Below are 22752 nucleotides of genomic sequence, written 5' to 3'. Positions count from 1 at the left end.
TTACGCGCCATGAGCCTGAGTTTTTACATGCTTAATGCTACCAGCCACGGGAGAAAGTGGTATTCTCAGATGCATCTCGCAAGCCCGTCTTGTGGTAACGATTAACCTGCTAACCCAGTGACCTGCAACATTGTTTTGCAGCGCAACGACAAGGAGACCTATCGTGTCTGAACTGTCTCAATTATCTCCACAGCCGCTGTGGGATATTTTTGCCAAAATCTGCTCCATTCCGCACCCTTCCTATCACGAAGAACAGCTTGCCGAACATATTATGGGCTGGGCAAAGGAAAAAGGTCTGCACGCTGAGCGCGACCAGGTTGGCAATATTCTCATCCGCAAACCTGCCACCGCAGGTATGGAAAACCGTAAGCCAGTGGTATTGCAGGCGCACCTGGACATGGTTCCGCAGAAAAACAACGACACCGTTCACGACTTCACAAAAGACCCGATTCAGCCGTACATCGACGGTGAGTGGGTGAAGGCGCGCGGCACGACCTTGGGCGCAGATAACGGTATTGGTATGGCTTCCGCGCTGGCCGTGCTGGCTGACGACAGCGTTGAACACGGTCCGCTGGAAGTGCTGCTGACCATGACTGAAGAAGCGGGCATGGATGGCGCGTTCGGTCTCCAGGCAAACTGGCTGCAAGCGGACATTCTGATCAACACCGACTCCGAAGAAGAAGGTGAGATCTACATGGGCTGCGCGGGCGGGATCGATTTCATCTCTACCCTGCAGCTGTCCCGCGAAGCGATCCCTGCTGGATTCGAGACCTTTAAGCTGACGCTGAAAGGGCTGAAAGGCGGTCACTCCGGCGGCGATATCCACCTGGGCCTGGGCAACGCCAACAAACTGCTGGCGCGTTTCCTGGCGGGCCATGCCGCTGAACTGGATCTGCGTCTGGTGGACTTCAACGGCGGCACTCTGCGTAACGCGCTCCCTCGCGAAGCCTTCGCGACCGTGGCGGTGCCTGCGGCGAAAGCGGATGAGCTGAAAAACCTCTCCAGCCTGTATCTGGATATCCTGAAAAACGAGCTGTCTGAGAAAGAGAAAAACCTGACGGTGGTACTGGAGTCCGTTACAACGGATAAAGCCGCGCTGACCGCACAGTCTCGTGACACGTTCGTCCAGTTGCTGAACGCAACGCCAAACGGCGTGATCCGCAATTCTGACGTCGCAAAAGGCGTGGTTGAAACCTCCCTGAACGTGGGCGTAGTGACCATGGGCGACGACAGCGCAGAGATCATTTGCCTGATCCGTTCCCTGATCGACAGCGGTAAAGAGTACGTTGTGAGCATGCTGGAATCTCTGGGTACCCTGGCGGGCGCGAAAACGTCTGCAAAAGGCAGCTACCCTGGCTGGCAGCCGGATGCAAGTTCTCCGGTCATGGCACTGGTGCGTGAAACTTATCAGAGACTGTTCAACAGCACCCCGAACATTCAGGTTATTCACGCGGGTCTGGAATGTGGTCTGTTCAAGAAACCGTATCCGGATATGGACATGGTCTCCATCGGGCCGACCATCACGGGTCCACACTCCCCGGATGAGCAGGTTCACATTGAAAGCGTCGGTCACTACTGGACGCTGCTGACTGAGCTGCTGAAAGCAATCCCTGTTAAGTAATAAGCCGTTTGATGCCCGGTGGCGCTTCGCTTACCGGGCATAAGATTAGCCTAATCTACAGTCCCAGCACCAGCTGACGCTCCAGCTGAGGATCCAGCAATGTGACGTGCAGCCCCACCAGCCTTACCCCTCGTCCGCCCCGCCGCTCTTCCCATGCCTTTTTTGCCGTCGCAATAAGATCCTCTTTGTTGAGGCGTGGCCAGACGTGCTCCTGCGTCGTCTGTTGAAAATCGTTAAATTTCAGTTTGATGCCCTGCCGGGCAATAAGCAGATCTGGTTTGACCTTCAGTAAGCGTCGTTCAAGCTCAGGATAGAGTTGTTCCGTAATAATGGTTTCACACTCTGCCCAGTCATGGATATCTTCGCTCAGCGTGCGTTCAACGCCGACCGATTTACGCAGCCGTTCGTTGTTCACATCCCGGTCATCAATGCCCTGACTGCGTTCCCACAGTACGCGGCCAAACTTACCAAAACGCTTAAGCAGCAGCGCCAGATCGCTGCGCTGAACGTCTTCACAGGTGCGTAGCCCCATATTTTCCAGCTTCGCGGCGGAGACTTTACCCACACCGGGGATTTTGCTGAGCGGCAGCGTCTTTAAAAACGCCGGAACCTCTTCCGGGGTGATGACGTACTGGCCGTTGGGCTTATTTAAATCGGAGGCGATTTTGGCGAGAAATTTTATCGGCGCGACGCCTGCCGATGCCGTCAGGTTCAGCTCGTTAAAAATAGTCTGGCGTATCTCCTGCGCCATCAGGGTGGCGGATCCGTGGCAGTGCACGCTGTGGGTGACATCCAGATAGGCTTCATCCAGCGATAACGGTTCAATCAGAGAGGTGTAGCGGGAGAAGATCTCCCTAATGTGGTTCGATGCTTCTTTATAGGCATCAAAACGTCCGGGCAAAAGAGTGAGATGCGGGCACAGTTTCAGCGCCATCGCTGTCGGCATGGCGCTGCGCACACCGTATTTGCGAGCAGGATAGTTGGCGGTGCTGATGACACCGCGCTGAACCCGGCTGCCGCCAATGGCGATGGGAATATCCCGCAGCGCCGGGTTGTCACGCATCTCCACTGCGGCAAAAAAGCAGTCCATATCGACATGGATTATTTTGCGCATAGTAAGCCCTCACTCATTACTGGATAAGTATACAGTAAACAAATGAGGGTTGAGAAGTATGCGTGGGAATTGTCGGGTGGCGGCGTTGCCTTACCCGACATACAAGACTAAATAATGCGTTGCTGCTCGCGAGCCATCCGTTTTTTTCGCGCATCGCACGGTTCCGGACAATCGCACACTTTTTCCATTCCGATGGAAGATATACCTCCACAGCTGCCCTGGATGCTTTTACGCTTGATGATCCAGCCTAAGGACATCCCGAATATCACCAGTACAAACACCGCAAAGGTCGCCAGAAAGGTCAGCATAATCAACCTCCGAAATCATCGAGCATGATGTTCTCATCTTCCACGCCAAGATCTTTTAGCATCTTAATCACGGCAGCGTTCATCATTGGCGGGCCACACATATAAAACTCGCAATCTTCCGGTGCCGGGTGCTGTTTGAGGTAATTTTCATACAGCACGTTGTGGATGAAGCCCGTATAACCTGTCCAGTTATCTTCCGGCTGCGGATCGGATAACGCCACATGGAAGGTAAAGTTAGGGTTATCACGTGCCAGTTGTTCAAACTCATCGTCATAGAACATTTCGCGCAGTGAACGCGCCCCGTACCAGAAGCTGATCTTGCGCTTGCTGCCAAGGCGTTTGAGCTGGTCAAAGATATGTGAACGCATCGGCGCCATACCCGCACCGCCGCCGATAAAGACCATTTCCGCATCAGTGTCTTTGGCAAAGAATTCGCCGAACGGGCCGGAAATCGTCACTTTGTCGCCAGGCTTGAGGGACCAGATATATGACGACATGACGCCAGGGGGTGAATCAGGCACATTCGGCGGCGGCGTGGCGATACGCACGTTGAGCATAATAATGCCCTTCTCTTCCGGATAGTTAGCCATGGAATAAGCGCGAAGCGCGGGCTCGTTTACTTCGGAAACAAAGCGGAAGAGGTTAAATTTATCCCAGTCGGCCCGGTACTCCTCGGGCACGTCGAAGTCAGCATACGCCACGGTGTGTGCCGGACAATCAATCTGAATATACCCACCCGCACGGAACGGGACGCTCTCCCCTTCAGGAACGCGCAGCTTGAGCTCTTTAATGAACGTGGCTTTATTATCGTTAGAGATAACTTCGCACTCCCATTTTTTCACGCCGAAGATCTCCTCCGGCAGCTCAATCTTCATGTTCTGGCGCACTGCGACCTGACACGCCAGACGGCAGCCCTCTTTCGCTTCACGCTTCGTGATATGCGACAGTTCCGTTGGCAGAATATCCCCGCCTCCCTCTTTCACCGTCACACGGCACTGTCCACAGGAGCCACCGCCGCCACAGGCAGACGAGACAAAAATCCCGTTGCCGGAGAGCGTATTAAGCAGCTTATCCCCTGCCGGGGTACGGATCTGATTCTGCGGATCGTCATTGATATCAATGATCACATCCCCGGAATTCACCAGCTTCGCACGCGCTGCCAGGATCAGCCCTGACAGCACCAGTACTATCAGCGTGAACATCACCACGCCAAGAATAATTTCCATCTTTTAGCCCTTATAGCTGCACACCGGAGAAGGACATAAAGCCCAACGCCATCAGGCCGGTGGTGATAAAGGTGATCCCTAAGCCACGAAGCCCCGCAGGTACGTTGGCATATTTCATTTTTTCACGGATCCCCGCCATGGTGACAATCGCCAGCATCCAGCCGATACCGGAACCGAAACCATACACAACCGATTCACTGAAGTTGTAATCGCGCTGAACCATAAATGAGACGCCACCGAAAATGGCGCAGTTCACCGCGATTAGCGGCAGGAAGATCCCCAGTGCGTTGTACAGCGACGGGAAGTATTTATCGAGGATCATCTCCAGGATCTGAACAAGCGCCGCAATCACCCCGATAAAGGTGATGAAGTTCAGGAAGCTAAGATCAACGCCCTCCACCAGCGCGCCATCGCGAAGCACGAAGTTGAACACCAGGTTGTTAATCGGAACGGAAAGCCCCAGCACAACAGTGACCGCCACACCCAGACCGAATGCCGTCGATACCTTCTTAGAAACAGCAAGGAACGTACACATGCCCAGGAAGAAAGCGAGCGCCATGTTTTCAACAAACACCGCGCGCACAAATAAACTCAGGTAATGAGCCATCGTCGGTTACTCCTTTTCCTGCTGTTCAGGCTTCAGCGTACGAATCAGCCAGATCAGCAAACCGATAATGAAAAATGCGCTTGGTGCCAGCAGGAACAAACCGTTCGGCAGATACCAGCCGCCGTTCTGTACCGTATCCAGCACCGGAATGCCAAACAGTTTGCCGCTGCCAATAAGTTCGCGCAGGAAACCAACCGTCAACAGGATCACGCCATAACCCAGCCCGTTGCCGATACCGTCCATAAAGCTCGCCAGTGGCGGCATTTTCATCGCATAGGCTTCAGCGCGCCCCATCACGATACAGTTGGTGATAATCAGGCCGACAAACACCGAAAGCTGCTTCGAGGTTTCATAAGCGAAGGCGCGCAGAAGCTGATCAACCACGATCACCAGCGAGGCGATGATCGCCATCTGGACAATGATCCTCACGCTGTTGGGTATGTGGTGGCGGATCATTGAGATAAACATGCTGGAAAACGCTGTCACCAGCGTTACCGCCAGCGTCATGACCACCGCCGTTTCCAGCTTGGTGGTTACCGCCAGAGCCGAGCATACACCCAGCACCTGAAGCGTTATCGGGTTATTGGCTAAAAGTGGGCCAATCAGCACCTTTTTAACTTCTTTCAGTTCACCCGTATCAGCCATTGTTCAGCGCTCCTTCACGTACATTCTTCAGGAAGGGACCAAAGCCCAGTTCACCCATCCAGAAATCAAAGCTGTGCTGCACCCCATTAGAGGTGAGCGTAGCGCCGGAAAGGCCATCAACGGCAAATTCATCACCGGGACGCGCTCCTCCTTTCACCACCTTCAGCGCAGGCTGGCCGTTGTCATCGAGCACTTTTTTACCGACAAACTGTGCCCGCCAGTTAGGGTTCTCAACTTCGCCCCCCAGCCCTGGTGTTTCGCCCTGATCGTAATATGTAATGCCTTTGACCGTACGGCCATCGGTATCCAGCGCCACAAAGGCGTACATCATTGACCATAAACCGTTGCCATAGATGGGCAACACGATTTCCTGGATGCGCTTTTGCTCGTCGCGGACGAGGTAAATCTCCGCGACATTGCTGCGGCGCTTAATGCCTGCCGGATCCTGCGAGGCGTCAAGCATGGTGCTCATCTGCGGATCTTTTAGCGCCAGCGCCTGGTTATATTTCGCCGGGTCTTTATCCATTAACTCCCCGGTTTTTAAATCCACCAGCCGTGCGGTAATGCGTTCGGCAAACACCGCTGCGACGTCATCCTTCGTCATGCCTTCCTGCATCAGCCCGGCAACGGCCAGGATGTTACGCTGTTTATCCAGCGCACGTTGCTCCTGCTGTAGCGGTTTCAACCCAACGGCAGAACCGGCCACGACAATGGAGCAGACCAGACACAGTACCAGCACCACCAGCAGCGTTTTGCTGATACTGTCGTTATTTTTGATCTCAGCCACGCGCCTTCCTCCGCTTAATGTTGGCGCGCACGACCAGGTAGTCGAACAGCGGCGCAAACAGATTGGCAAACAGAATGGCCAACATCATCCCTTCCGGATAGGCCGGGTTGACCACGCGAATCAGTACACACATCACCCCAATGAGCGCGCCGTAGCACCATTTACCTCTGTCGGTAAACGAAGCCGAGACGGGATCGGTGGCCATGAACATCATGCCAAACGCAAAGCCTCCCAGCACGAGGTGCCAGTACCACGGCATGGAGAACATCGGGTTAGTGTCTGAACCAATGAAATTGAAAAGCGTGGCGGTGAGGACCATCCCAAGCATGACGCCAGCGACAATGCGCCAGGACGCCACGCGGCCAAAGAGGATGATGGCTCCGCCGATCAAAATCATCAGGGTAGACACTTCACCGATGGAGCCTGGAATATTGCCAATAAACGCATCAAACCAGGTGACAGGCTGTCCGGTTGCATTGTTAACCAGCGTTTCGCCGCCACCTGCCGCCCACTGTGAAAGTGGCGTCGCGCCGGAGAATCCGTCTGCTGCCGTCCACACCAGGTCGCCCGAGATTTGCGCCGGATAAGCAAAGAACAGGAACGCGCGCCCTGCCAGTGCCGGGTTGAGGAAGTTGCGTCCGGTCCCGCCGAAGATCTCCTTGGCAATCACCACGCCAAAGCTGATCCCCATCGCCGCCTGCCAGAGCGGCAGCGTTGGCGGAACAATCAGCGCAAACAGAATAGAGGTAACAAAGAAGCCCTCGTTGATCTCATGTTTGCGAATAATAGCGAACAGAACCTCCCAGAAACCGCCCACAATAAAGACAGTCATATAGATGGGGAGGAAGAAGACAGCGCCCAGCGTCATCATGCTGATCCAGCCTGCATCTGCCGCAAAGCTCACCCCCAGCGACTGCGCCAGACGATAGTGCCAGTCAGACTGAATCACCTGCGCCAGCTGCTCTGCATCGTACATATGGTGCAGCGCCGGAATAGTCTGCAACCCAACGTTATACATCCCCCAGAACATGGCCGGGAAGACCGCAAACCAGACCAGAATCATCATTCGCTTGAGGTCGATGGCGTCGCGAACGTGCGCCGCGCCTTTCGTCACCAGACCCGGGGTGTAGAAAATGGTCGTTGTCGCTTCATACAGCGGGTAGTACTTTTTGAGCTTCCCTTCGGTAAAGTGCGGCTCAATTTTTTCAAAGAGGTGTTTTAAGCCCATGGTTATCCTTCCTGCTCAATGCGGGTTAACACCTCGCGCAATACGGGTCCATATTCGTATTTACCTGGACACACATAGGTACACAGCGCCAGATCTTCCTCGTCCAGCTCCAGACAGCCCAGCGCCTGGGCACCGTCGGTATCGCCGGCCAGCAGATCGCGCAGCAGCACAGTGGGCAGAATATCCAGCGGCATCACGCGTTCGTAGTTGCCAATCGGGACCATGGCGCGCTCACCGCCGTTGGAGCTGGTGGAGAAGTTAAACAGCTTACGACGCAAAAAGTGGCCGAGCGTGGTACGGGTTACCGAGTATTTTTCCGCGCCAGGCAGCACCCAGCCGAACAGCTCTTTCTCGCGCCCTTCAAGCACCACGCTCACCTGAAGATGGAAACGACCCAGCCAGGCCATCGGGCCTGTCGCGTGCCTGCCGCTCAGCACCGAACCGGAAATAATGCGGTTTTCACCTTCTTTCGTTTCGCCAGCCAACAGCGCCGTCAGGTCTGCCCCAAGCAGCGTGCGAACCAGACGCGGTTGGGTTGCCTGAGGGCCGCCGATGGCAATAATGCGTTCTGCGCACAGCTCACCCGTGGTGAAGAGCTTACCGATAGCGATCACGTCCTGATAATTAAGATGCCAGACCTGTTTCGTCAGGCTTACCGGCTCCAGGAAATGAATATGCGTTCCCACCAGCCCGGCCGGATGCGGGCCGGCAAATTCATTAAAGGCGACCTGCCCTTGCGGATGCCCGCCCAGCTTACCGCCGCTGGCCTGGCAGACATGCACTTTGCCCGGCGTCAGGCGCGTTAACACGGTGAGGCCGGCATCGAAAGCTTTGCGTTCCGCCAGGATAAGAGGCTGCGGATCCGCGCTGAGCGGGTTAGTGTCGATGGCCGTAACGAAGATAGCGGCTGGCACAGTGCCAGGTACGGGTGTTTTGCTATAGGGACGCGTGCGAAGCGCCGTCCACAGTCCTGACTCCAGCAGTTGCGTCTGCACCGCGTCGTGGCTGAGGGTAGCGAGATCGGCGGCGTCAAAACGCGCAAACTCGCGTTTTTCGTCACCTTCAATTTGAATGACAACCGACTGCAGGACGCGACGCTCACCACGATGGATGGCGACGACGGTACCGCTGGCAGGGGCTGTAAACATAACGCCAGGATTTTTTTTATCCTCGAAGAGTGCCTGGCCTTTTATTACACGATCGCCTTCCTGTACCAGCATCGCGGGGCGCATGCCCACGTAATCATCACCCACAATAGCGACATGATGAATACTGGCGCCGGTCGTTACGTGCTGTTCAGGCACGCCAGAGATTGGCAGATCGAGTCCTTTTCTGATTCTAAACATGTGGTTAGCAGGTATCCATGAACAACAATCCAGAGAGGCCGGAGTGTACCATTTTCGGCCCTGCCAAGGGCAGTAAATCCGCCGTCTGGCGCGCCGAAATGCGAGCTATTGCGCAAAGTTCCTGGAGTCAGGACAATATGAATGGGTTATAAAGTAAAACTAATTTGTAAACGCAAAGGTTGGCTCTTGCGAAAATCTCCATCGGTGCTAATGTGAGCGCTCCTGTCCAGATTAGTCTGATTTCGGGTGTCTTTTGCCGTTCTGGCAAGTTGGTCATTGTTTTATCAAGGAACCAGTAGTATGCGTAAAATCGCATTGTTCATTGCGATGCTTCTGATACCGTGCATGTCGTTTGCCGGGCTGCTTGGCAGTAATAGTTCAACGACGCCGGTCAGCAAAGAGTATAAACAGCAGTTGATGGGATCCCCTGTTTATATTCAAATCTTCAAGGAAGAGCGCACACTCGATCTGTTTGTCAAAATGGGCGAGACGTATCAACTGCTCGATAGCTACAAAATCTGTAACTATTCTGGCGGACTGGGGCCGAAACAGCGCCAGGGTGACTTCAAAAGTCCGGAAGGGTTTTACAACGTTCAGCGTAACCAGCTAAAACCGGACAGCCGCTTCTATAAAGCGATTAACATCGGTTTCCCTAACGCCTTTGACCGTGCGCACGGTTACGAAGGGAAATACCTGATGATCCACGGCGCCTGCGTGTCTGTCGGCTGTTATGCGATGACGGATTCCGGCATTGATGAAATCTTCCAGTTTGTCACGGGCGCACTGGTCTTCGGCCAGCCGAATGTTCAGGTCAGCATCTATCCGTTCCGTATGACGGATGCCAACATGGCGCGCCATAAGTACTCTGTTTACACAGATTTCTGGAAACAGCTAAAACCGGGTTATGACTACTTCGAGCAGACCCATAAGCCGCCGGTGGTGTCCATCGTCAATGGCCGTTACGTGGTGAGTAAACCGCTCAGCCATGAAGTGGTTCAGCCTCAGCTGGCGTCAAATTACGCGGTCCCCGAGACAAAATAGCGCCCACTCGCCTGGCATGATCTTTTGCCAGGTTTCGTTGCCCGTCAGCGGCTGCGTTGCAATGACAGTGACCACATCGTTCGGTGTGGTCTCCTTCTGAAAATCAATTTCCACATCCTGATCGAGCAGCGTGGCGACGCCAAACGGCGCACGTCGGGTGATCCAGAACAGATTCGTCGAGCAGAATGCCATCACGTAGCGTCCGTCAGACAGCAGCATATTAAACACGCCCTTCTCGCGTAACTCAGACGCCAGTGACGCTATGTACTTAAATACTGCGGTCATGTTGCCGGGCGTACGGGGGTAGCGCTCGGTCAGCTTGTGCAGCAGCCAGCAAAATGCTTTTTCGCTGTCCGTTTCACCGACAGGACGAAAATTGCCGGTTTCCAGTGATTTATAGCCCGAGAGCTGCCCGTTGTGCGCATAGGTCCAGTTACGTCCCCACAGTTCACGGGTAAACGGATGGGTATTTTCCAGCGCCACTTCGCCGCGATTGGCCTGGCGGATATGGGCGATCACCGAACAGGATTTAATAGGATAGTCCTGCACCAGTCTGGCAATGGGTGAGTTAAAGCTGGGTTGTGGATCTTTAAACGTGCGACATCCTTTGCCTTCGTAGAAGGTAATGCCCCAGCCGTCTTTATGCGGCCCGGTTCCTCCACCGCGCTGAACCAGCCCGGTGAAACTAAAGCAGATATCGGTTGGCACATTGGCGCTCATCCCGAGCAGTTCGCACATAAAACACCTCCACAACAGCGGGGGGCACCGGCGCCCCCCAGCGAAGTCTTACTTAACCATCTCTTTTTCGATCAGTTGGATCAGGATGTGGATCACTTTGATGTGAATTTCCTGAACGCGATCCGCATAACCGAAGTGTGGTACACGGATTTCAATGTCCGCTGTACCGTCCATCTTACCGCCATCTTTCCCGGTCAGGGTGATCACTTTCATGCCCTTCTCACGCGCGGCGGCGATCGCTTTGATCACGTTAGCGGAGTTACCGGACGTGGAGATCCCCAGCAGCACGTCGCCTTCACGGCCTACGGCTTCAACGTAGCGGGAAAAGATATGGTCGTAACCGAAGTCGTTGCCTACACAGGAGATGTGGCTCACGTCGGAAATCGCAATCGCCGGGTAGCCCGGACGGTTTTCGCGATAGCGTCCGGTCAGCTCTTCGGCGAAGTGCATGGCGTCACAGTGGGAACCGCCGTTACCGCAGGAGAGCACTTTACCGCCGGCTTTGAAGCTGTCGGCAAGCAGGACCGCCGCGCGCTGAATAGCGTGAATATTGGCATCATCTTTCAGAAAATTCGCCAGCGTTTCCGCCGCTTCGTTCAGTTCGTTACGAATAAGATCCTGGTACATGAGGATAATCCTTCAGTATTGATGAAATAACACAGTGGAGTGTACCGGATAGCAGTAAAAGCGAGAAGCTAAAGCCATGCGAATCGTCCGGCGTTTTGATTTTTTGTGCCGGCTAAAACGCGAACAATGTGAACCAGGTTGTAATTATTTTGTAAACGCATTGCTAAAGGAAATGACATCAACTACAACCATATCATCACAAGTGGTCAGACCTCCTACAAGCAAGGGAGCTTTTCTTTATGATGATTTTGAGCATTTTCGCAACCGTTGTGCTGCTCGGGGTGTTGTTCTATCACCGTGTCAGTTTATTCCTGAGTAGCCTGATTCTTCTGGCCTGGACGGCTGCACTTGGCGTCGTTGGCCTGTGGAATATCTGGGTACTTGTTCCCCTGGCAATCATTTTGCTGCCGTTTAACCTGACGCCGATGCGTAAGTCGATGATCTCCGCGCCGGTGTTCAAGGGATTCCGTAAAGTGATGCCGCCGATGTCGCGCACGGAGAAAGAAGCGATTGATGCGGGCACGACCTGGTGGGAAGGCGATCTGTTCCAGGGCAACCCGGACTGGAAAAAGCTGCACAACTACCCGCAGCCGCGTCTGACCGCCGAAGAACAAGCCTTTATTGACGGCCCGGTGGAAGAAGCCTGCCGCATGGCGAACGATTTTGCCATCACTCACGAAATGGCCGACCTGCCGCCTGAGCTGTGGGCATATCTGAAAGAGCATCGCTTCTTCGCGATGATCATTAAGAAAGAGTACGGCGGTCTGGAATTCTCCGCTTACGCTCAGGCTCGCGTCCTGCAAAAACTGGCGGGTGTTTCCGGGATCCTGGCGATCACCGTTGGCGTGCCAAACTCCTTAGGCCCGGGCGAGCTGTTACAGCATTACGGTACGGAAGAGCAGAAAGATCACTATCTGCCGCGTCTGGCGCGTGGTCAGGAAATTCCGTGCTTCGCGCTGACCAGCCCGGAAGCCGGTTCTGATGCCGGTGCGATCCCGGATACTGGCGTGGTCTGCATGGGCGAATGGCAGGGCGAACAGGTGCTGGGCATGCGCCTGACCTGGAACAAACGTTATATCACCCTGGCGCCTATCGCCACCGTACTCGGTCTGGCGTTCAAACTTTCTGACCCGGAAAAACTGCTGGGCGGTGAAGAAGATCTGGGCATTACCTGTGCGCTGATCCCAACCTCGACCCCGGGGGTTGAAATTGGTCGTCGTCATTTCCCGCTGAACGTACCGTTCCAGAACGGCCCGACTCGCGGTCAGGATATCTTTGTGCCGATTGACTACATCATCGGTGGACCGAAAATGGCCGGTCAGGGCTGGCGTATGCTGGTGGAATGTCTGTCGGTGGGCCGCGGCATTACCCTACCGTCGAACTCTACCGGCGGTCTGAAATCGGTGGCGATGGGGATTGGGGCTTACGCGCATATCCGCCGTCAGTTCAAAATCTCCATCGGCAAGATGGAAGGTATCGAAGAGCCGCTGGCGCGCATTGCGGGCAATGCCTACGTGATGGACGCCGCAGCCTCGCTGATTACCTACGGTATTATGCTGGGCGAAAAACCTGCCGTGCTGTCGGCGATTGTGAAGTACCACTGTACCCACCGCGCACAGCAGTCAATTATTGATGCAATGGATATCGCAGGCGGTAAAGGCATTATGCTTGGCGAAGGCAACTTCCTGGCGCGCGGCTATCAGGGCGCACCGATTGCCATCACCGTGGAAGGGGCAAACATCCTGACCCGCAGCATGATGATCTTCGGCCAGGGGGCGATTCGCTGCCATCCTTACGTGCTGGAAGAGATGGCCGCCGCGCAGAATAACGACGTGGATGCCTTCGACAAGCTGCTGTTCAAACATATCGGTCACGTTGGCAGCAATGAAGTTCGCAGCTTCTGGCTCGGCCTGACGCGGGGGCTGACCAGCGCGACGCCGACCCGCGATGCAACTAAACGTTACTACCAACACCTGAACCGTCTGAGCGCTAACCTGGCGCTGCTGTCTGACGTCTCCATGGCCGTTCTGGGCGGAAGCCTGAAGCGTCGCGAACGCATCTCCGCCCGTCTGGGTGATGTGCTGAGCCAGATCTTCCTGGCCTCTGCGGTGCTGAAACGCTACGACGATGAAGGCCGTCAGGAAGCGGATCTGCCGCTGGTGCACTGGGGCGTGCAGGATGCGATGTATCAGGCGGAACAGGCGATTGACGACCTGCTGGCAAACTTCCCGAACCGCTTCGTGGCGGGCGCCCTGCGCGCGGTGATCTTCCCGACCGGTCGTCACCATCTGGCACCGTCTGACAAGCTGGATCATAAAGTGGCGAAGATCCTCCAGGTACCAAGCGCAACCCGTTCCCGTATTGGCCGTGGTCAATACCTGGAACCTACCCCGCATAACCCGGTAGGTTTGCTGGAAGAAGCGCTGCTTGACGTGATGGCCGCCGACCCGATTCACCAGAAGATCTGCAAACAGCTGGGCAAAAACCTGCCGTTTACACGACTGGATGAGCTGGCAAAACAGGCGCTGGCGGGTGGCATCATCGACAACAGCGAAGCTGCGATTCTGGTGAAAGCCGAAGAGAGCCGTCTGCGCAGTATTAACGTGGATGATTTCGAACCAGAAGAGCTGGCGACTCAGCCGGTAAAGCTGCCAGAGAAGCACCGCAAACCTGAAGCGGCATAAGGTATTTTGCTCTCACAAACCCCGCCCCGCGCGGGGTTTTTTATTGCCACATTTTCTGGTAATGACGTGCTACAGTGTCAAAAAGTGTTTATTAAGGAGCCTGTATCGTGCCTGGTTTAAAGATTTCTGTTTTGCAGCAACCTTTAGTGTGGATGGACGGCCCCGCCAACCTTCGCCATTTTGATCGCCAGCTGGAAGAGATTACCGGACGCGATGTGATTGTCCTGCCGGAGATGTTCACCACAGGTTTCGCGATGGAGGCAGCAAAACAGTCCATGCCGCAGGACGAGGTGGTGGCCTGGATGCACGCCAGGGCGCAGGAAACAAACGCGCTGATTGTCGGCAGCGTCGCGCTCCAGACCGGGCGCGGACCGGTCAATCGCTTCCTGCTGGTCGAGCCGGAAGGAAACGTCCATTTCTACGATAAGCGCCATCTGTTCCGCATGGCGGATGAACATCAACATTATGAAGCCGGAAACGAACGCGTGGTATTTGAATGGCGCGGCTGGCGTATTCTGCCGCTGGTCTGCTATGACCTGCGCTTCCCGGTGTGGTCGCGCAACCGCAACGATTATGACCTGGCGTTGTACGTCGCCAACTGGCCCGCCCCACGCTCCCTGCACTGGCAGGCTTTACTGACCGCGCGCGCGATTGAAAATCAGGCTTATGTCGTTGGCTGTAACCGTGTAGGAACGGACGGTAACGGGCATCACTATCGCGGTGACAGCCGGGTGATCAGTCCGCAGGGTGAGATTATTGCCACCGCCGAGCCGCATCAGGCGACACGAATTGACGCTGAGATCTCGTTAACGGCGTTAAAGGAGTATCGGGAGAAGTTTCCGGCCTGGCAGGATGCAGATCCATTTAGCATTGGATAAGAAAAAGCCGGGTGGCGGCTGCGCCTTACCCGGCCTACAAATCAGCTCACCAACGCCTGCCCGTCTTTGCGGCTCTCCGTCGCAGCCACGTAGTGCCCTTCCGGCATACGGTAAATCACCTGCGCGCCGCCAAAATTGTAATCCTGAAGCGGATCTTCCACCACGATCTGGTGTCCGCGCTCGCGCAGCGCCGCGATGGTATTGCGATCGAAGGTCGATTCAACAACCACTTCCCTGCCCTGCACCACGCGCCAGCGCGGGGCGTCAATCGCCGCTTGCGGGTTTTGCCCGTGCAGCATAATGCGCAGCGCCATCTGCATGTGCCCCTGCGCCTGCATCGGGCCGCCCATCACGCCGAAGGACATCAGCGGTTTGCCGTTACCGTCCATCGCAAAGCCCGGAATGATGGTGTGGAAAGGACGCTTGCTGCCCGCCAGCGCGTTCGGGTGTTTGGGATCGAGTACAAAGCCGCAGCCGCGGTTTTGCAGGCTGATCCCCGTATCCGGCACCACGATCCCTGAACCGAAGCCCATAAAATTGGACTGAATAAAGGAGATCATCATCCCGCTGGAATCCGCTGCGCTGAGGTAAACCGTCCCACTCTGCGTCGGCGATCCGTACACAAAATCAGAGGCTTTATCGTGATTGATAAGCGCGGCGCGCGACTTCAGATAATGGTCGCTCAGCAGCGCTTTGGCGGCAAACTCCATATGCTCTTCATCCGCAACGTAGCGATCGAGATCCGCCAGCGCCAGCTTCATTGCCTCTATAGAGAGGTGCAGCCCCTGCACGGAATCCGGGTGATGTTTCTCGATGCCGCACTGCTCCAGAATGCCGAGCGCAATCAGGGTGGCGATCCCCTGACCGTTTGGTGGCAATTCCTGCACCGAACCGCCCGCGAAGTCGCGCGATAGCAGTTCCACCCAGTCCACACGGTGATTCGCCAGGTCTGCTTCGGTCAGGTGTGCACCATGTGCTTTGGCGAAGGCGGCAATTTTCTGCGCCAGTTCGCCACGGTAAAACGCGTCGCCGTTGGTTTTGGCGATCAGCTCCAGTGAGTTCGCCTGCGCCGGGTTACGGAATATCTCCCCCACGCGCGGCGCGCGGCCTTCCGGCGCAAAGCAGGCACTAAACCCGGGCTGATCTTTCAGCTTGTTGTAGCCGCGCTGCCAGAGATGGCCGATCAGCGGCGAGACCGGGAAACCGTTACGCGCGTAATCAATGGCTGGCTGCGCGAGCGTGGTCAGCGGCAGCGTGCCAAAACGTTCAGCCAGCGCCACCCAGCCCGACACCGCACCCGGCACGGTCACCGCGTCCCAGCCGATTTCCGGTACGGCGGTTTTTCCGGCAAACAGATCCGCATGCCAGCTGGCTGGCGAACGACCGGACGCATTCAGACCGTGAAGTTTTTCACCGTCCCAGACAATGGCAAAAGCATCGCTGCCGATGCCGTTGCCGGTCGGCTCGACAACGGTCAGCGCCATGGCGGTCGCAACCGCCGCATCAACGGCATTTCCGCCCAGCTGTAGCATCTTCATTCCCGCCTGTGCCGCCAGCGGCTGCGAGGTGGCAACGGCGTTATGGCCCATCATAGGCGGGCGTCGTGAATCGTAACCGGTTGTAAAATCGAGCGCTTTGGTCATCATGACTCCTTAGTCGTGGCGCGGATCGAGCGCATCGCGCAGCCCGTCGCCGAGTAAATTAAAGCCCTGAACGGCAAGGAAAATCGCCACGCCGGGGAAAACCGACATCCACGGCGCCTGTTCGAGAAACCCTTTTGCGGTGTTGAGCATGGAGCCCCAGGATGGGTTCGGCGGCTGTTGGCCTAACCCTAAAAACGAAAGGCTGGCTTCGGCGATAATCGCCGAGGCAATGGCCAGCGTGGCCTGCACCAGGATAGGTGACATCACGTTGGGCAGAACGTATTTAATGATGATCCAGCGGTCCGGCAGGCCAATCGCCCGCGCGCCGTCGATGTACTCTTCGTTGCGAATGGCGATCACCTGGCCGCGCGTCAGGCGGGCGAAGATCGGCATTGCCGAGAGTCCAATAGCGATCATGGCATTCGTCAGGCTTGGGCCTAAGAATGCTCCCAGCGCGATCGCCATGATCAGGAATGGACAGGCCAGCAGTGCCTCAATAAAGCGGGAGATCACCCCGTCCCACATCTTCTGGAAATAACCCGCCACCAGCCCCAGCGGCACGCCGATGACAACCGCGATCGCCACCGACATACAGCCCGCCATCAGCGAGGTTCTCGCCCCCCAGATAATGCGGGACAAGATATCGCGCCCCAGCTCGTCGGTGCCGAACCAGTACATCGCCGATGGCGCTTTGCGCACCGCGAGGAAGTTAGCTTTGACCGGGTCAAATGGCGCGATCCACGGCGCCAGCAGCGCCACCAGCACAAAAAAGCCCACCACAATCGCGCCAATCACCGCACTTTTATTAGCGAGGAATTTTTTCAGCACCCGGTTTTGCGCGCGCGGCAGCGCGGGCGCCACGGTTTGCGTCGTCAGTTCCGCCATGATTAACCTCGCATTTTCGGGTTGATAAGGACGTAGAGCACGTCAGCCAGCAGGTTGAGCATCAGGAAACCGATCGCCACGATCAGCACTACGCCCTGCACCACCGCGTAGTCGCGGTTGAACACCGAGTCGACGATCATTTTGCCGAAGCCCGGAATGGTGAACACCTGCTCGGTCAGCACCGCCCCGCCCAGCAGCTCGCCGAACAGCAACGTGGTGAGGGTGATCACCGGCACCAGCGCATTGCGAAAGGCGTGCTTCAGGATCACCGCTTTCGGCAGCAGCCCCTTAGCGCGCGCGGTGCGGATGTAATCCGCTTTCAGCACCGCAATCATCGACGCGCGGGTATGGCGCATCAGCGTCGCCGCCAGGCCGGTTCCGAGCACGGACGCGGGCAGCAGCAATGTCCGCAGGTTCTGGATCGGATCTTCACTGAACGGCACATAACCGGACGCAGGCAACCATTGCAGGTTTACTGAAAAGACCAGAATCAGCAGGATCCCCAGCCAGAAGTGCGGTATTGAGATCCCCGAGATCGCCACAAAATTCGCCCCGTGATCGATCCAGCTGTTTTTGTTCACCGCCGCGAGGATCCCCATGCTGATACCAAACACCAGCGCGATAATCATCGCCAGCAGCGACAGTTCCAGCGTGACCGGCAGCTTGCTGGCAATCAGTTGCGTGACCGGCTCATGAGTGCGTAAGGAGACACCCAGATCGCCTTGCAGCGCGCGCGTCAGCCAGTTGAAATACTGCACGGGGATCGGCGCGTCCAGATTCAGCTCAGCACGCAGCTGGGCGATCACCGCCGGATCGCGCTCCTCCCCGGCCATGGCAATCAGCGGATCGCCAGGCAGCAGCTTTTGCAGGCCGAACACCATCATGCTCACCAGCAGCAGAGTGGGTATAGCCAGCAGCAGACGTTTGCAAATCAGTTCCAGCATGGGTTCTCCTCAGGAGGTTTATTTCGCCAGCGTTAAGCCAGCCAGACGCACAATGCCGTCCGGGTACGCTTTAAAGCCCTGCACGCGCTTGTTCAGGCCAAAAATGCGCGGTTCGAAGTAAAGGTATGCAATCGGCATATCGGTCTGAAGCTGCTTCACAACCTTGTCATACAGCGGCTGGCGAGCGGCCTGATCGGTGCTCTGGCGCGCCTGCGTCAGCCATTCATCCACCTGAGCATTGCTGTAGCGGCCGTCGTTGAGGGTGCCTTTGCTGTTGATAAAGCCGTAGATGCTGCCATCTGGATCCGGGCGACCCGACCAGCCGGAGAAGCTCAACTGGTAGTCACCGCTCTGCTGGCGATCCAGCAGCGTGGCGAACTCGGTCATTTGCAGGTTCAGGTTAAAGCCCGCCTCTGCCACCATCGCCTGCAATACCTGGCCCACCTGCTGCGAGGTTGGGTTGTTCGGCACTAGTAGATTGACGGTCAGCGGCGCGGTGACGCCTGCGGCTTTCAGCAGCGCTTTGGCTTTGTCGACGTCACGCGGGGGAACCGGAAGATTGACGTGATACGGGCTTACCGGCGAAAACGCCTGGTTTGCCGGAGTGTAAAGCCCTTCGAACACTACCTGGTTTAAAGCATCGCGATCGATGGCCTGGGAAAATGCTTCACGCACGCGGGCATCTTTGAAGGGATCGTTCGCCGGGACTTTGCCATTGTTAATATTAAAGGTGATGCCCTGGTATCCGAGGCCCGTCACCTTCGCCAGCGCCAGCTTGCTGTCGGCTTCGACGGTTTTGACGTCGCTGGCGGCAATGCCTTCGGTCAGGTCGAGATCGCCCGCGCGCAGGTTCGCCAGGCGCACGGAGGCATCCGGGATCGGCAGATAGATAATTTTATCGAAGTGGTAGGCGTCTTTGTTCCAGTAGTTGTCGAAGCGGGTCAGCACAATGCGGTCCTGCGACACGCGGCTGTCGAATTTATAGGGGCCGGAACAGACCGGATGGGCGGCAAAATCGGCTTTTTTCGCGGCTTCCGGCGCCATCATTGCGCCTGCGCGATCGGTGAGCTGCATCAGAAGTGCGGCATCCGGCGTTTTCAGGTGCAGGGCTATCTGCATCGGGCCGGTGACCTCCACCGACTCAACAGAAGAGAGTTCACTTTTACGCAGAGAGCCTTTTAGCGTCAGGGCCCGGTCGAGGTTGTATTTCGCGGCGGCGGCATCGAATTTTTCACCGTCGTGGAAGGCCACGCCTTCACGGAGATCCAGGGTCAGCGTTTTGCCGTCATCGCTCCACGCCCAGGATTTCGCCAGTCCCGGCACCACCTTGAGGTGCTCGTCCACGTCCACTAGCCGGTCACACAGGGAGGCAAAGACGAAGCGGCCATAATAGGTACGCGCCAGATGCGGGTCCAGCATGTCCGGATCTGCACCCAGGCCGATTCGCAGCACGCTTTCAGAATGGGCGGGCAGCGCCGCACCAAGCAACATAACACTTCCCAGTACGGTCAAAAGAGAATTACGCATTGTCATTATCATGAGTTCCTTGAAGGAAGGGAGGAGTGAGTAGCCGCGTGTTCAAACAGCGCGCGGCGGCGCAAAAATGCGGCGGATGGCGGTGCGATCTGTATAACGCTGCGATCGCGATTAATCTCCTGCCAGCGGTGGCAGGCGACCTGACGTCCGCCGTCGATTACCTGATGAATCGGCTCAACCTGACGACATTCATCGCTAACATAGGGGCAACGGGTGTGGAAACGGCAGCCGGAGGGCGGATTAGCCGGGTTCGGTAAATCACCCTGCAACAGCGGCGCATCCCGCGCTACGCCTGGCTGCATTTGCGGCGCAGAGGCAATTAATGCCTGGGTATAAGGATGCAGCGGCGCGTCGAAGATATCGTCGACGGTGGCCAGCTCGACGATTTGCCCAAGATACATCACCGCCACGCGGTCGCTCATATGACGGATAACTGCCAGACCGTGGGCGACGATCACCATCGTTAGCCCCAACTGGTGCTTCAGGCTTTCCAGTAAATTGACCACCTGTGCCTGGACGGAAACATCCAGTGCGGAAACCGGTTCATCGCCCAGCAGCAGCTTTGGGCCTGACGCCAGCGCGCGCGCAATGCCGATACGCTGACGCTGCCCGCCGGAAAATTCGTGCGGATAACGTCCGGCCCAGGCCGCGGGCAAGCCGACCGTCCTGAGCAGCTCGGCGACGTGGTACTGGCGATCCGCTTTTTTCATGTTCTGGTGCAGCCACAGCGGCTCACCGACAATCTGTTCTACCGTCATGCGCGGGTTCAGCGAGGCGAAGGGATCCTGAAAGATGATCTGTAGCTCACGCCGGAGCTGGTTCAGACGTGCGCCTGAGGCGTGGGTGATCTCCTCACCCTGATAAAATACGCGCCCTTCGCTGGCGCCCAGCAGGCGCAGCAGCAGCCGGCCGAGGGTGGATTTCCCGGAACCTGATTCGCCGACAATAGCCAGCGTTTCGCCTGGCAGCACCGACAGTGAAACGCGGTCAACAGCCGTGACAAAGCGGGCCGGCGTAAACAGTTTTTTCGGGCCGGGGAAAAGCTTGCTCAGATCCCGGGCTTCAAGAATGGGCGTGGTCATGCAATTTCTCCCAGGGCAATGTGTTGTTCCAGCGGCACGCGGAAGCAGGCAACCTGATGACCCGTGCCGAGCATAGTGAGCGGTGGTTTTTCAGCATGACAGCGCGTCTGCGCGAAGGGACACCGGGTGGCGAAGCGGCAGCCCTGAGGCATAGATTCCGGCAGCGGGACCGATCCGGGAATGGTGGAAAGCTGGCCCTTGCGTACGCCAAGGGAGGGGATCGAGCCCATCAGGCCAATTGTGTACGGGTGCTGCGGGTCGGCAAATATCGCCTCGACGCTTCCCTGCTCTACTACCTGTCCGGCGTACATTACCGCCACCTGCTGTGCCACTTCGGCCACCACGCCTAAATCGTGAGTGATCATCAGCACCGCCGTGCCCGTTTCTTCTTTTAGGGTATTGAGCAGGGCGAGAATTTGCGCCTGAATGGTCACGTCCAGAGCGGTAGTGGGTTCGTCAGCGATCAGTAATTTGGGATGGTTTATCAGGGCCATCGCAATCATCACGCGCTGGCGCATACCGCCGGAAAGCTGATGCGGGTAAGCCTTGAGGCGCATCTCTGCGGCCGGGATCTGCACCTTCTCCAGGATCTGTAGCGCAACCGTCATCGCCTCAGCCCGGGAGATCGTTTGATGGCGCATCACCGCTTCACTGAGCTGATCGCCAAGCGTGAAAGCCGGGTTGAGCGAGGTCATGGGCTCCTGGAATATCATCGCCAGCTCGCTGCCGCGCAGATTGGCATACTCGCGCGGCGAGAGCTTGCGCAGATCGTGGCGGCGGAAGTGCATCTCCCCGCTGACGATCCTGGCGCTGGCAGGCAATAACCCCATCAGCGCCAGGGAAGTGATGCTTTTACCACAGCCGGACTCGCCCACCAGCGCCAGCGTTTCGCCCGCCCTTACCATCAGCGAGATATCTTCGAGCACACTCACCGGCGAGCCCGCGAATTTAACGTTGAGGTTTTGCAGCCGCAGTACGGGAGTGGAGTCCTTAAAGGGTATCGTCGTCATAGCGTGGAATCGTCCTCAAGGTGGATGGCCTGAATCAGGGCGGTTTGCAGGCTGAGCAGGTGTTCGCGCATGGCGGCCGCAGCTTCATTAGGCTGGCGATGAATAATCGCTGACATGATTTTGTGATGGTGGTCGTTGTAGTTGTCGACACGTTCGGGGGTGCGGGCAAGCTCGCGTAAATACTGCCAGCCGGGCTCCCGGCGGACGGCATCTATCGCATCGAAAAGCCCTAGCATCAGGCGGTTGCCGGCAGCTTCCGCAATGGCGCGGTGAAAGGCGCTATCCCACAGTTCGTTAAGATCGCGGTCATCCGGGCTGACCTTGTCAATGCGTTCCAGCATGCGCTGCATGAGCGCGAGGTTTTCCCTGGTGGCACGCAGTGCCGCAAGTCGGGCTAAGCCGGGTTCGAGCTGTAGTCGAGCTTCCATGACTTCCAGCAGGTTGGTTTGCTGAACCAATCCCTGAAGCGCCAACGGCTCAACAGGGGCAGCCGGACCAATGAAGGTACCTTTGCCCTGCTTGCGCCAGATCCGCCCTTCTTCTTCCAGCACGTCCAGCGCGCGACGCACTTCGCGTCGTCCTACGCCGAGTGTTTCCGATAGCTCACGTTCAGTGGGCAGCGGAGTGCCTGGTGTTGACTCGTGCTGGTTGATAAGCCCGCGCAACTGGTCAAGCGCGGTGCTGGAATTTGCTAAAACCCGTGAAGGTTTTTCCATATTGGTTCGCTCGCTTTCATCATGACTTTATTTTTATTAACGATAAGTTATTGATATGACGGACTACTTATCGTGCTAATGATTAA

21 protein-coding genes are annotated in these 22752 nt (G+C 56.6%); 4 read left to right on the top strand and 17 right to left on the bottom strand.

All coding sequences use genetic code 11. The features are described 5' to 3' along the window. The first annotated feature begins 163 nt into the window (after nt 1-163). Complete coding sequence (gene pepD / locus L3069_RS04360; RefSeq protein ID WP_038415402.1) at nt 164-1621, top strand: cytosol nonspecific dipeptidase; 1458 nt, start codon at nt 164-166, stop codon at nt 1619-1621. Between the two features lie 55 nt (nt 1622-1676). Here pepD and dinB read toward each other — a convergent pair whose 3' ends face one another. The 8 genes from dinB to L3069_RS04320 form a co-directional block, all read right to left on the bottom strand. Beyond that, complete coding sequence (dinB, locus tag L3069_RS04355) at nt 1677-2735, bottom strand: DNA polymerase IV (protein WP_022647146.1); 1059 nt, start codon at nt 2733-2735, stop codon at nt 1677-1679. A gap of 107 nt (nt 2736-2842) precedes the next feature. Next, nucleotides 2843-3043, bottom strand: coding sequence for a (Na+)-NQR maturation NqrM (gene nqrM / locus L3069_RS04350; protein WP_003863212.1), 201 nt, complete (start codon nt 3041-3043; stop codon nt 2843-2845). Nucleotides 3044-3045: 2 nt separating this feature from the next. Further along, the gene (gene nqrF / locus L3069_RS04345; protein ID WP_038415400.1) at nt 3046-4269 is read right to left on the bottom strand and encodes an NADH:ubiquinone reductase (Na(+)-transporting) subunit F; all 1224 of its coding nucleotides are present in this window, start codon (nt 4267-4269) and stop codon (nt 3046-3048) included. A gap of 10 nt (nt 4270-4279) precedes the next feature. After that, nucleotides 4280-4876 (bottom strand): NADH:ubiquinone reductase (Na(+)-transporting) subunit E, encoded by a 597-nt coding sequence (nqrE, locus tag L3069_RS04340; RefSeq protein ID WP_003863217.1) that lies wholly within the window; start codon nt 4874-4876, stop codon nt 4280-4282. Nucleotides 4877-4882: 6 nt separating this feature from the next. Continuing rightward, complete coding sequence (locus L3069_RS04335) at nt 4883-5521, bottom strand: NADH:ubiquinone reductase (Na(+)-transporting) subunit D (RefSeq protein WP_003863219.1); 639 nt, start codon at nt 5519-5521, stop codon at nt 4883-4885. Next, nucleotides 5514-6308 (bottom strand): Na(+)-translocating NADH-quinone reductase subunit C, encoded by a 795-nt coding sequence (locus L3069_RS04330; RefSeq protein WP_022647144.1) that lies wholly within the window; start codon nt 6306-6308, stop codon nt 5514-5516. The genes L3069_RS04335 and L3069_RS04330 overlap by 8 nt, the downstream gene beginning before the upstream one ends. After that, nucleotides 6301-7536 (bottom strand): NADH:ubiquinone reductase (Na(+)-transporting) subunit B, encoded by a 1236-nt coding sequence (locus L3069_RS04325; protein ID WP_022647143.1) that lies wholly within the window; start codon nt 7534-7536, stop codon nt 6301-6303. The genes L3069_RS04330 and L3069_RS04325 overlap by 8 nt, the downstream gene beginning before the upstream one ends. 2 nt (nt 7537-7538) lie before the next feature. Beyond that, a complete protein-coding gene (locus L3069_RS04320) occupies nt 7539-8882 on the bottom strand; it encodes a Na(+)-translocating NADH-quinone reductase subunit A (protein WP_038415398.1) in 1344 nt (447 codons plus the stop codon). Between the two features lie 300 nt (nt 8883-9182). Between L3069_RS04320 and dpaA the strand changes: the two genes are divergently transcribed. After that, entirely contained in the window at nt 9183-9923 is a 741-nt protein-coding gene (gene dpaA, locus L3069_RS04315; protein ID WP_006810008.1) for a peptidoglycan meso-diaminopimelic acid protein amidase, read from the top strand. Here the strand turns inward: dpaA and L3069_RS04310 are convergent. After that, nucleotides 9894-10661 (bottom strand): class II glutamine amidotransferase, encoded by a 768-nt coding sequence (locus tag L3069_RS04310; RefSeq protein ID WP_017383120.1) that lies wholly within the window; start codon nt 10659-10661, stop codon nt 9894-9896. The two genes, dpaA and L3069_RS04310, sit on opposite strands and share 30 nt — an antisense overlap. Before the next feature lie 48 nt (nt 10662-10709). Continuing rightward, nucleotides 10710-11288, bottom strand: a complete 579-nt coding sequence (gene lpcA / locus L3069_RS04305; RefSeq protein ID WP_003863232.1) for a D-sedoheptulose 7-phosphate isomerase — start codon at nt 11286-11288, stop codon at nt 10710-10712. A 239-nt stretch (nt 11289-11527) separates the two neighbouring features. Between lpcA and fadE the strand changes: the two genes are divergently transcribed. Beyond that, nucleotides 11528-13972, top strand: coding sequence for an acyl-CoA dehydrogenase FadE (gene fadE / locus L3069_RS04300; RefSeq protein ID WP_038415395.1), 2445 nt, complete (start codon nt 11528-11530; stop codon nt 13970-13972). A gap of 107 nt (nt 13973-14079) precedes the next feature. Further along, on the top strand, nt 14080-14850 hold the full coding sequence (locus tag L3069_RS04295; protein WP_038415394.1) for an amidohydrolase: 771 nt from the start codon (nt 14080-14082) through the stop codon (nt 14848-14850). Between the two features lie 41 nt (nt 14851-14891). Here L3069_RS04295 and L3069_RS04290 read toward each other — a convergent pair whose 3' ends face one another. The 7 genes from L3069_RS04290 to L3069_RS04260 are packed head-to-tail and all read right to left on the bottom strand — an operon-like array spanning nt 14892 to nt 22666. Continuing rightward, complete coding sequence (locus tag L3069_RS04290; protein ID WP_038415392.1) at nt 14892-16493, bottom strand: gamma-glutamyltransferase family protein; 1602 nt, start codon at nt 16491-16493, stop codon at nt 14892-14894. A gap of 9 nt (nt 16494-16502) precedes the next feature. Next, the gene (locus L3069_RS04285) at nt 16503-17378 is read right to left on the bottom strand and encodes an ABC transporter permease (protein WP_022647137.1); all 876 of its coding nucleotides are present in this window, start codon (nt 17376-17378) and stop codon (nt 16503-16505) included. A gap of 2 nt (nt 17379-17380) precedes the next feature. Next, on the bottom strand, nt 17381-18322 hold the full coding sequence (locus tag L3069_RS04280) for an ABC transporter permease (protein WP_038415390.1): 942 nt from the start codon (nt 18320-18322) through the stop codon (nt 17381-17383). Between the two features lie 18 nt (nt 18323-18340). Continuing rightward, nucleotides 18341-19855: an ABC transporter substrate-binding protein gene (locus L3069_RS04275; protein WP_023299385.1), complete on the bottom strand. Its 1515-nt coding sequence runs from the start codon at nt 19853-19855 to the stop codon at nt 18341-18343. 2 nt (nt 19856-19857) lie between these two features. Continuing rightward, nucleotides 19858-20940: an ABC transporter ATP-binding protein gene (locus L3069_RS04270; protein ID WP_022647134.1), complete on the bottom strand. Its 1083-nt coding sequence runs from the start codon at nt 20938-20940 to the stop codon at nt 19858-19860. Next, entirely contained in the window at nt 20937-21950 is a 1014-nt protein-coding gene (locus L3069_RS04265; protein ID WP_038415388.1) for an ABC transporter ATP-binding protein, read from the bottom strand. Before L3069_RS04265 ends, L3069_RS04270 begins: the two co-directional genes overlap by 4 nt. Then, on the bottom strand, nt 21947-22666 hold the full coding sequence (locus tag L3069_RS04260) for a FadR/GntR family transcriptional regulator (RefSeq protein ID WP_022647132.1): 720 nt from the start codon (nt 22664-22666) through the stop codon (nt 21947-21949). The genes L3069_RS04265 and L3069_RS04260 overlap by 4 nt, the downstream gene beginning before the upstream one ends. Nucleotides 22667-22752 lie beyond the last annotated feature (86 nt).

This window comes from Enterobacter cloacae complex sp. ECL411, from assembly GCF_021869665.1.
In the GTDB taxonomy this organism is placed as follows: Bacteria; Pseudomonadota; Gammaproteobacteria; order Enterobacterales; family Enterobacteriaceae; genus Enterobacter; species Enterobacter intestinihominis.
The sequence above is the reverse complement of the archived record's forward strand: the minus strand, read 5'-3'. Positions and strand labels throughout refer to the sequence as shown.

What these genes read in the sequence shown, in the direction of transcription:
- dinB (WP_022647146.1), bottom strand. Translation starts at nt 2,735, where the DNA reads ATGCGCAAAATAATCCATGTCGATATGGACTGCTTTTTTGCCGCAGTG.
- nqrM (WP_003863212.1), bottom strand. Translation starts at nt 3,043, where the DNA reads ATGCTGACCTTTCTGGCGACCTTTGCGGTGTTTGTACTGGTGATATTC.
- nqrF (WP_038415400.1), bottom strand. Translation starts at nt 4,269, where the DNA reads ATGGAAATTATTCTTGGCGTGGTGATGTTCACGCTGATAGTACTGGTG.
- nqrE (WP_003863217.1), bottom strand. Translation starts at nt 4,876, where the DNA reads ATGGCTCATTACCTGAGTTTATTTGTGCGCGCGGTGTTTGTTGAAAAC.
- L3069_RS04335 (WP_003863219.1), bottom strand. Translation starts at nt 5,521, where the DNA reads ATGGCTGATACGGGTGAACTGAAAGAAGTTAAAAAGGTGCTGATTGGC.
- L3069_RS04325 (WP_022647143.1), bottom strand. Translation starts at nt 7,536, where the DNA reads ATGGGCTTAAAACACCTCTTTGAAAAAATTGAGCCGCACTTTACCGAA.
- L3069_RS04320 (WP_038415398.1), bottom strand. Translation starts at nt 8,882, where the DNA reads ATGTTTAGAATCAGAAAAGGACTCGATCTGCCAATCTCTGGCGTGCCT.
- dpaA (WP_006810008.1), top strand. Translation starts at nt 9,183, where the DNA reads ATGCGTAAAATCGCATTGTTCATTGCGATGCTTCTGATACCGTGCATG.
- L3069_RS04310 (WP_017383120.1), bottom strand. Translation starts at nt 10,661, where the DNA reads ATGTGCGAACTGCTCGGGATGAGCGCCAATGTGCCAACCGATATCTGC.
- lpcA (WP_003863232.1), bottom strand. Translation starts at nt 11,288, where the DNA reads ATGTACCAGGATCTTATTCGTAACGAACTGAACGAAGCGGCGGAAACG.
- fadE (WP_038415395.1), top strand. Translation starts at nt 11,528, where the DNA reads ATGATGATTTTGAGCATTTTCGCAACCGTTGTGCTGCTCGGGGTGTTG.
- L3069_RS04290 (WP_038415392.1), bottom strand. Translation starts at nt 16,493, where the DNA reads ATGACCAAAGCGCTCGATTTTACAACCGGTTACGATTCACGACGCCCG.
- L3069_RS04285 (WP_022647137.1), bottom strand. Translation starts at nt 17,378, where the DNA reads ATGGCGGAACTGACGACGCAAACCGTGGCGCCCGCGCTGCCGCGCGCG.
- L3069_RS04280 (WP_038415390.1), bottom strand. Translation starts at nt 18,322, where the DNA reads ATGCTGGAACTGATTTGCAAACGTCTGCTGCTGGCTATACCCACTCTG.
- L3069_RS04275 (WP_023299385.1), bottom strand. Translation starts at nt 19,855, where the DNA reads ATGACAATGCGTAATTCTCTTTTGACCGTACTGGGAAGTGTTATGTTG.
- L3069_RS04270 (WP_022647134.1), bottom strand. Translation starts at nt 20,940, where the DNA reads ATGACCACGCCCATTCTTGAAGCCCGGGATCTGAGCAAGCTTTTCCCC.
- L3069_RS04265 (WP_038415388.1), bottom strand. Translation starts at nt 21,950, where the DNA reads ATGACGACGATACCCTTTAAGGACTCCACTCCCGTACTGCGGCTGCAA.
- L3069_RS04260 (WP_022647132.1), bottom strand. Translation starts at nt 22,666, where the DNA reads ATGGAAAAACCTTCACGGGTTTTAGCAAATTCCAGCACCGCGCTTGAC.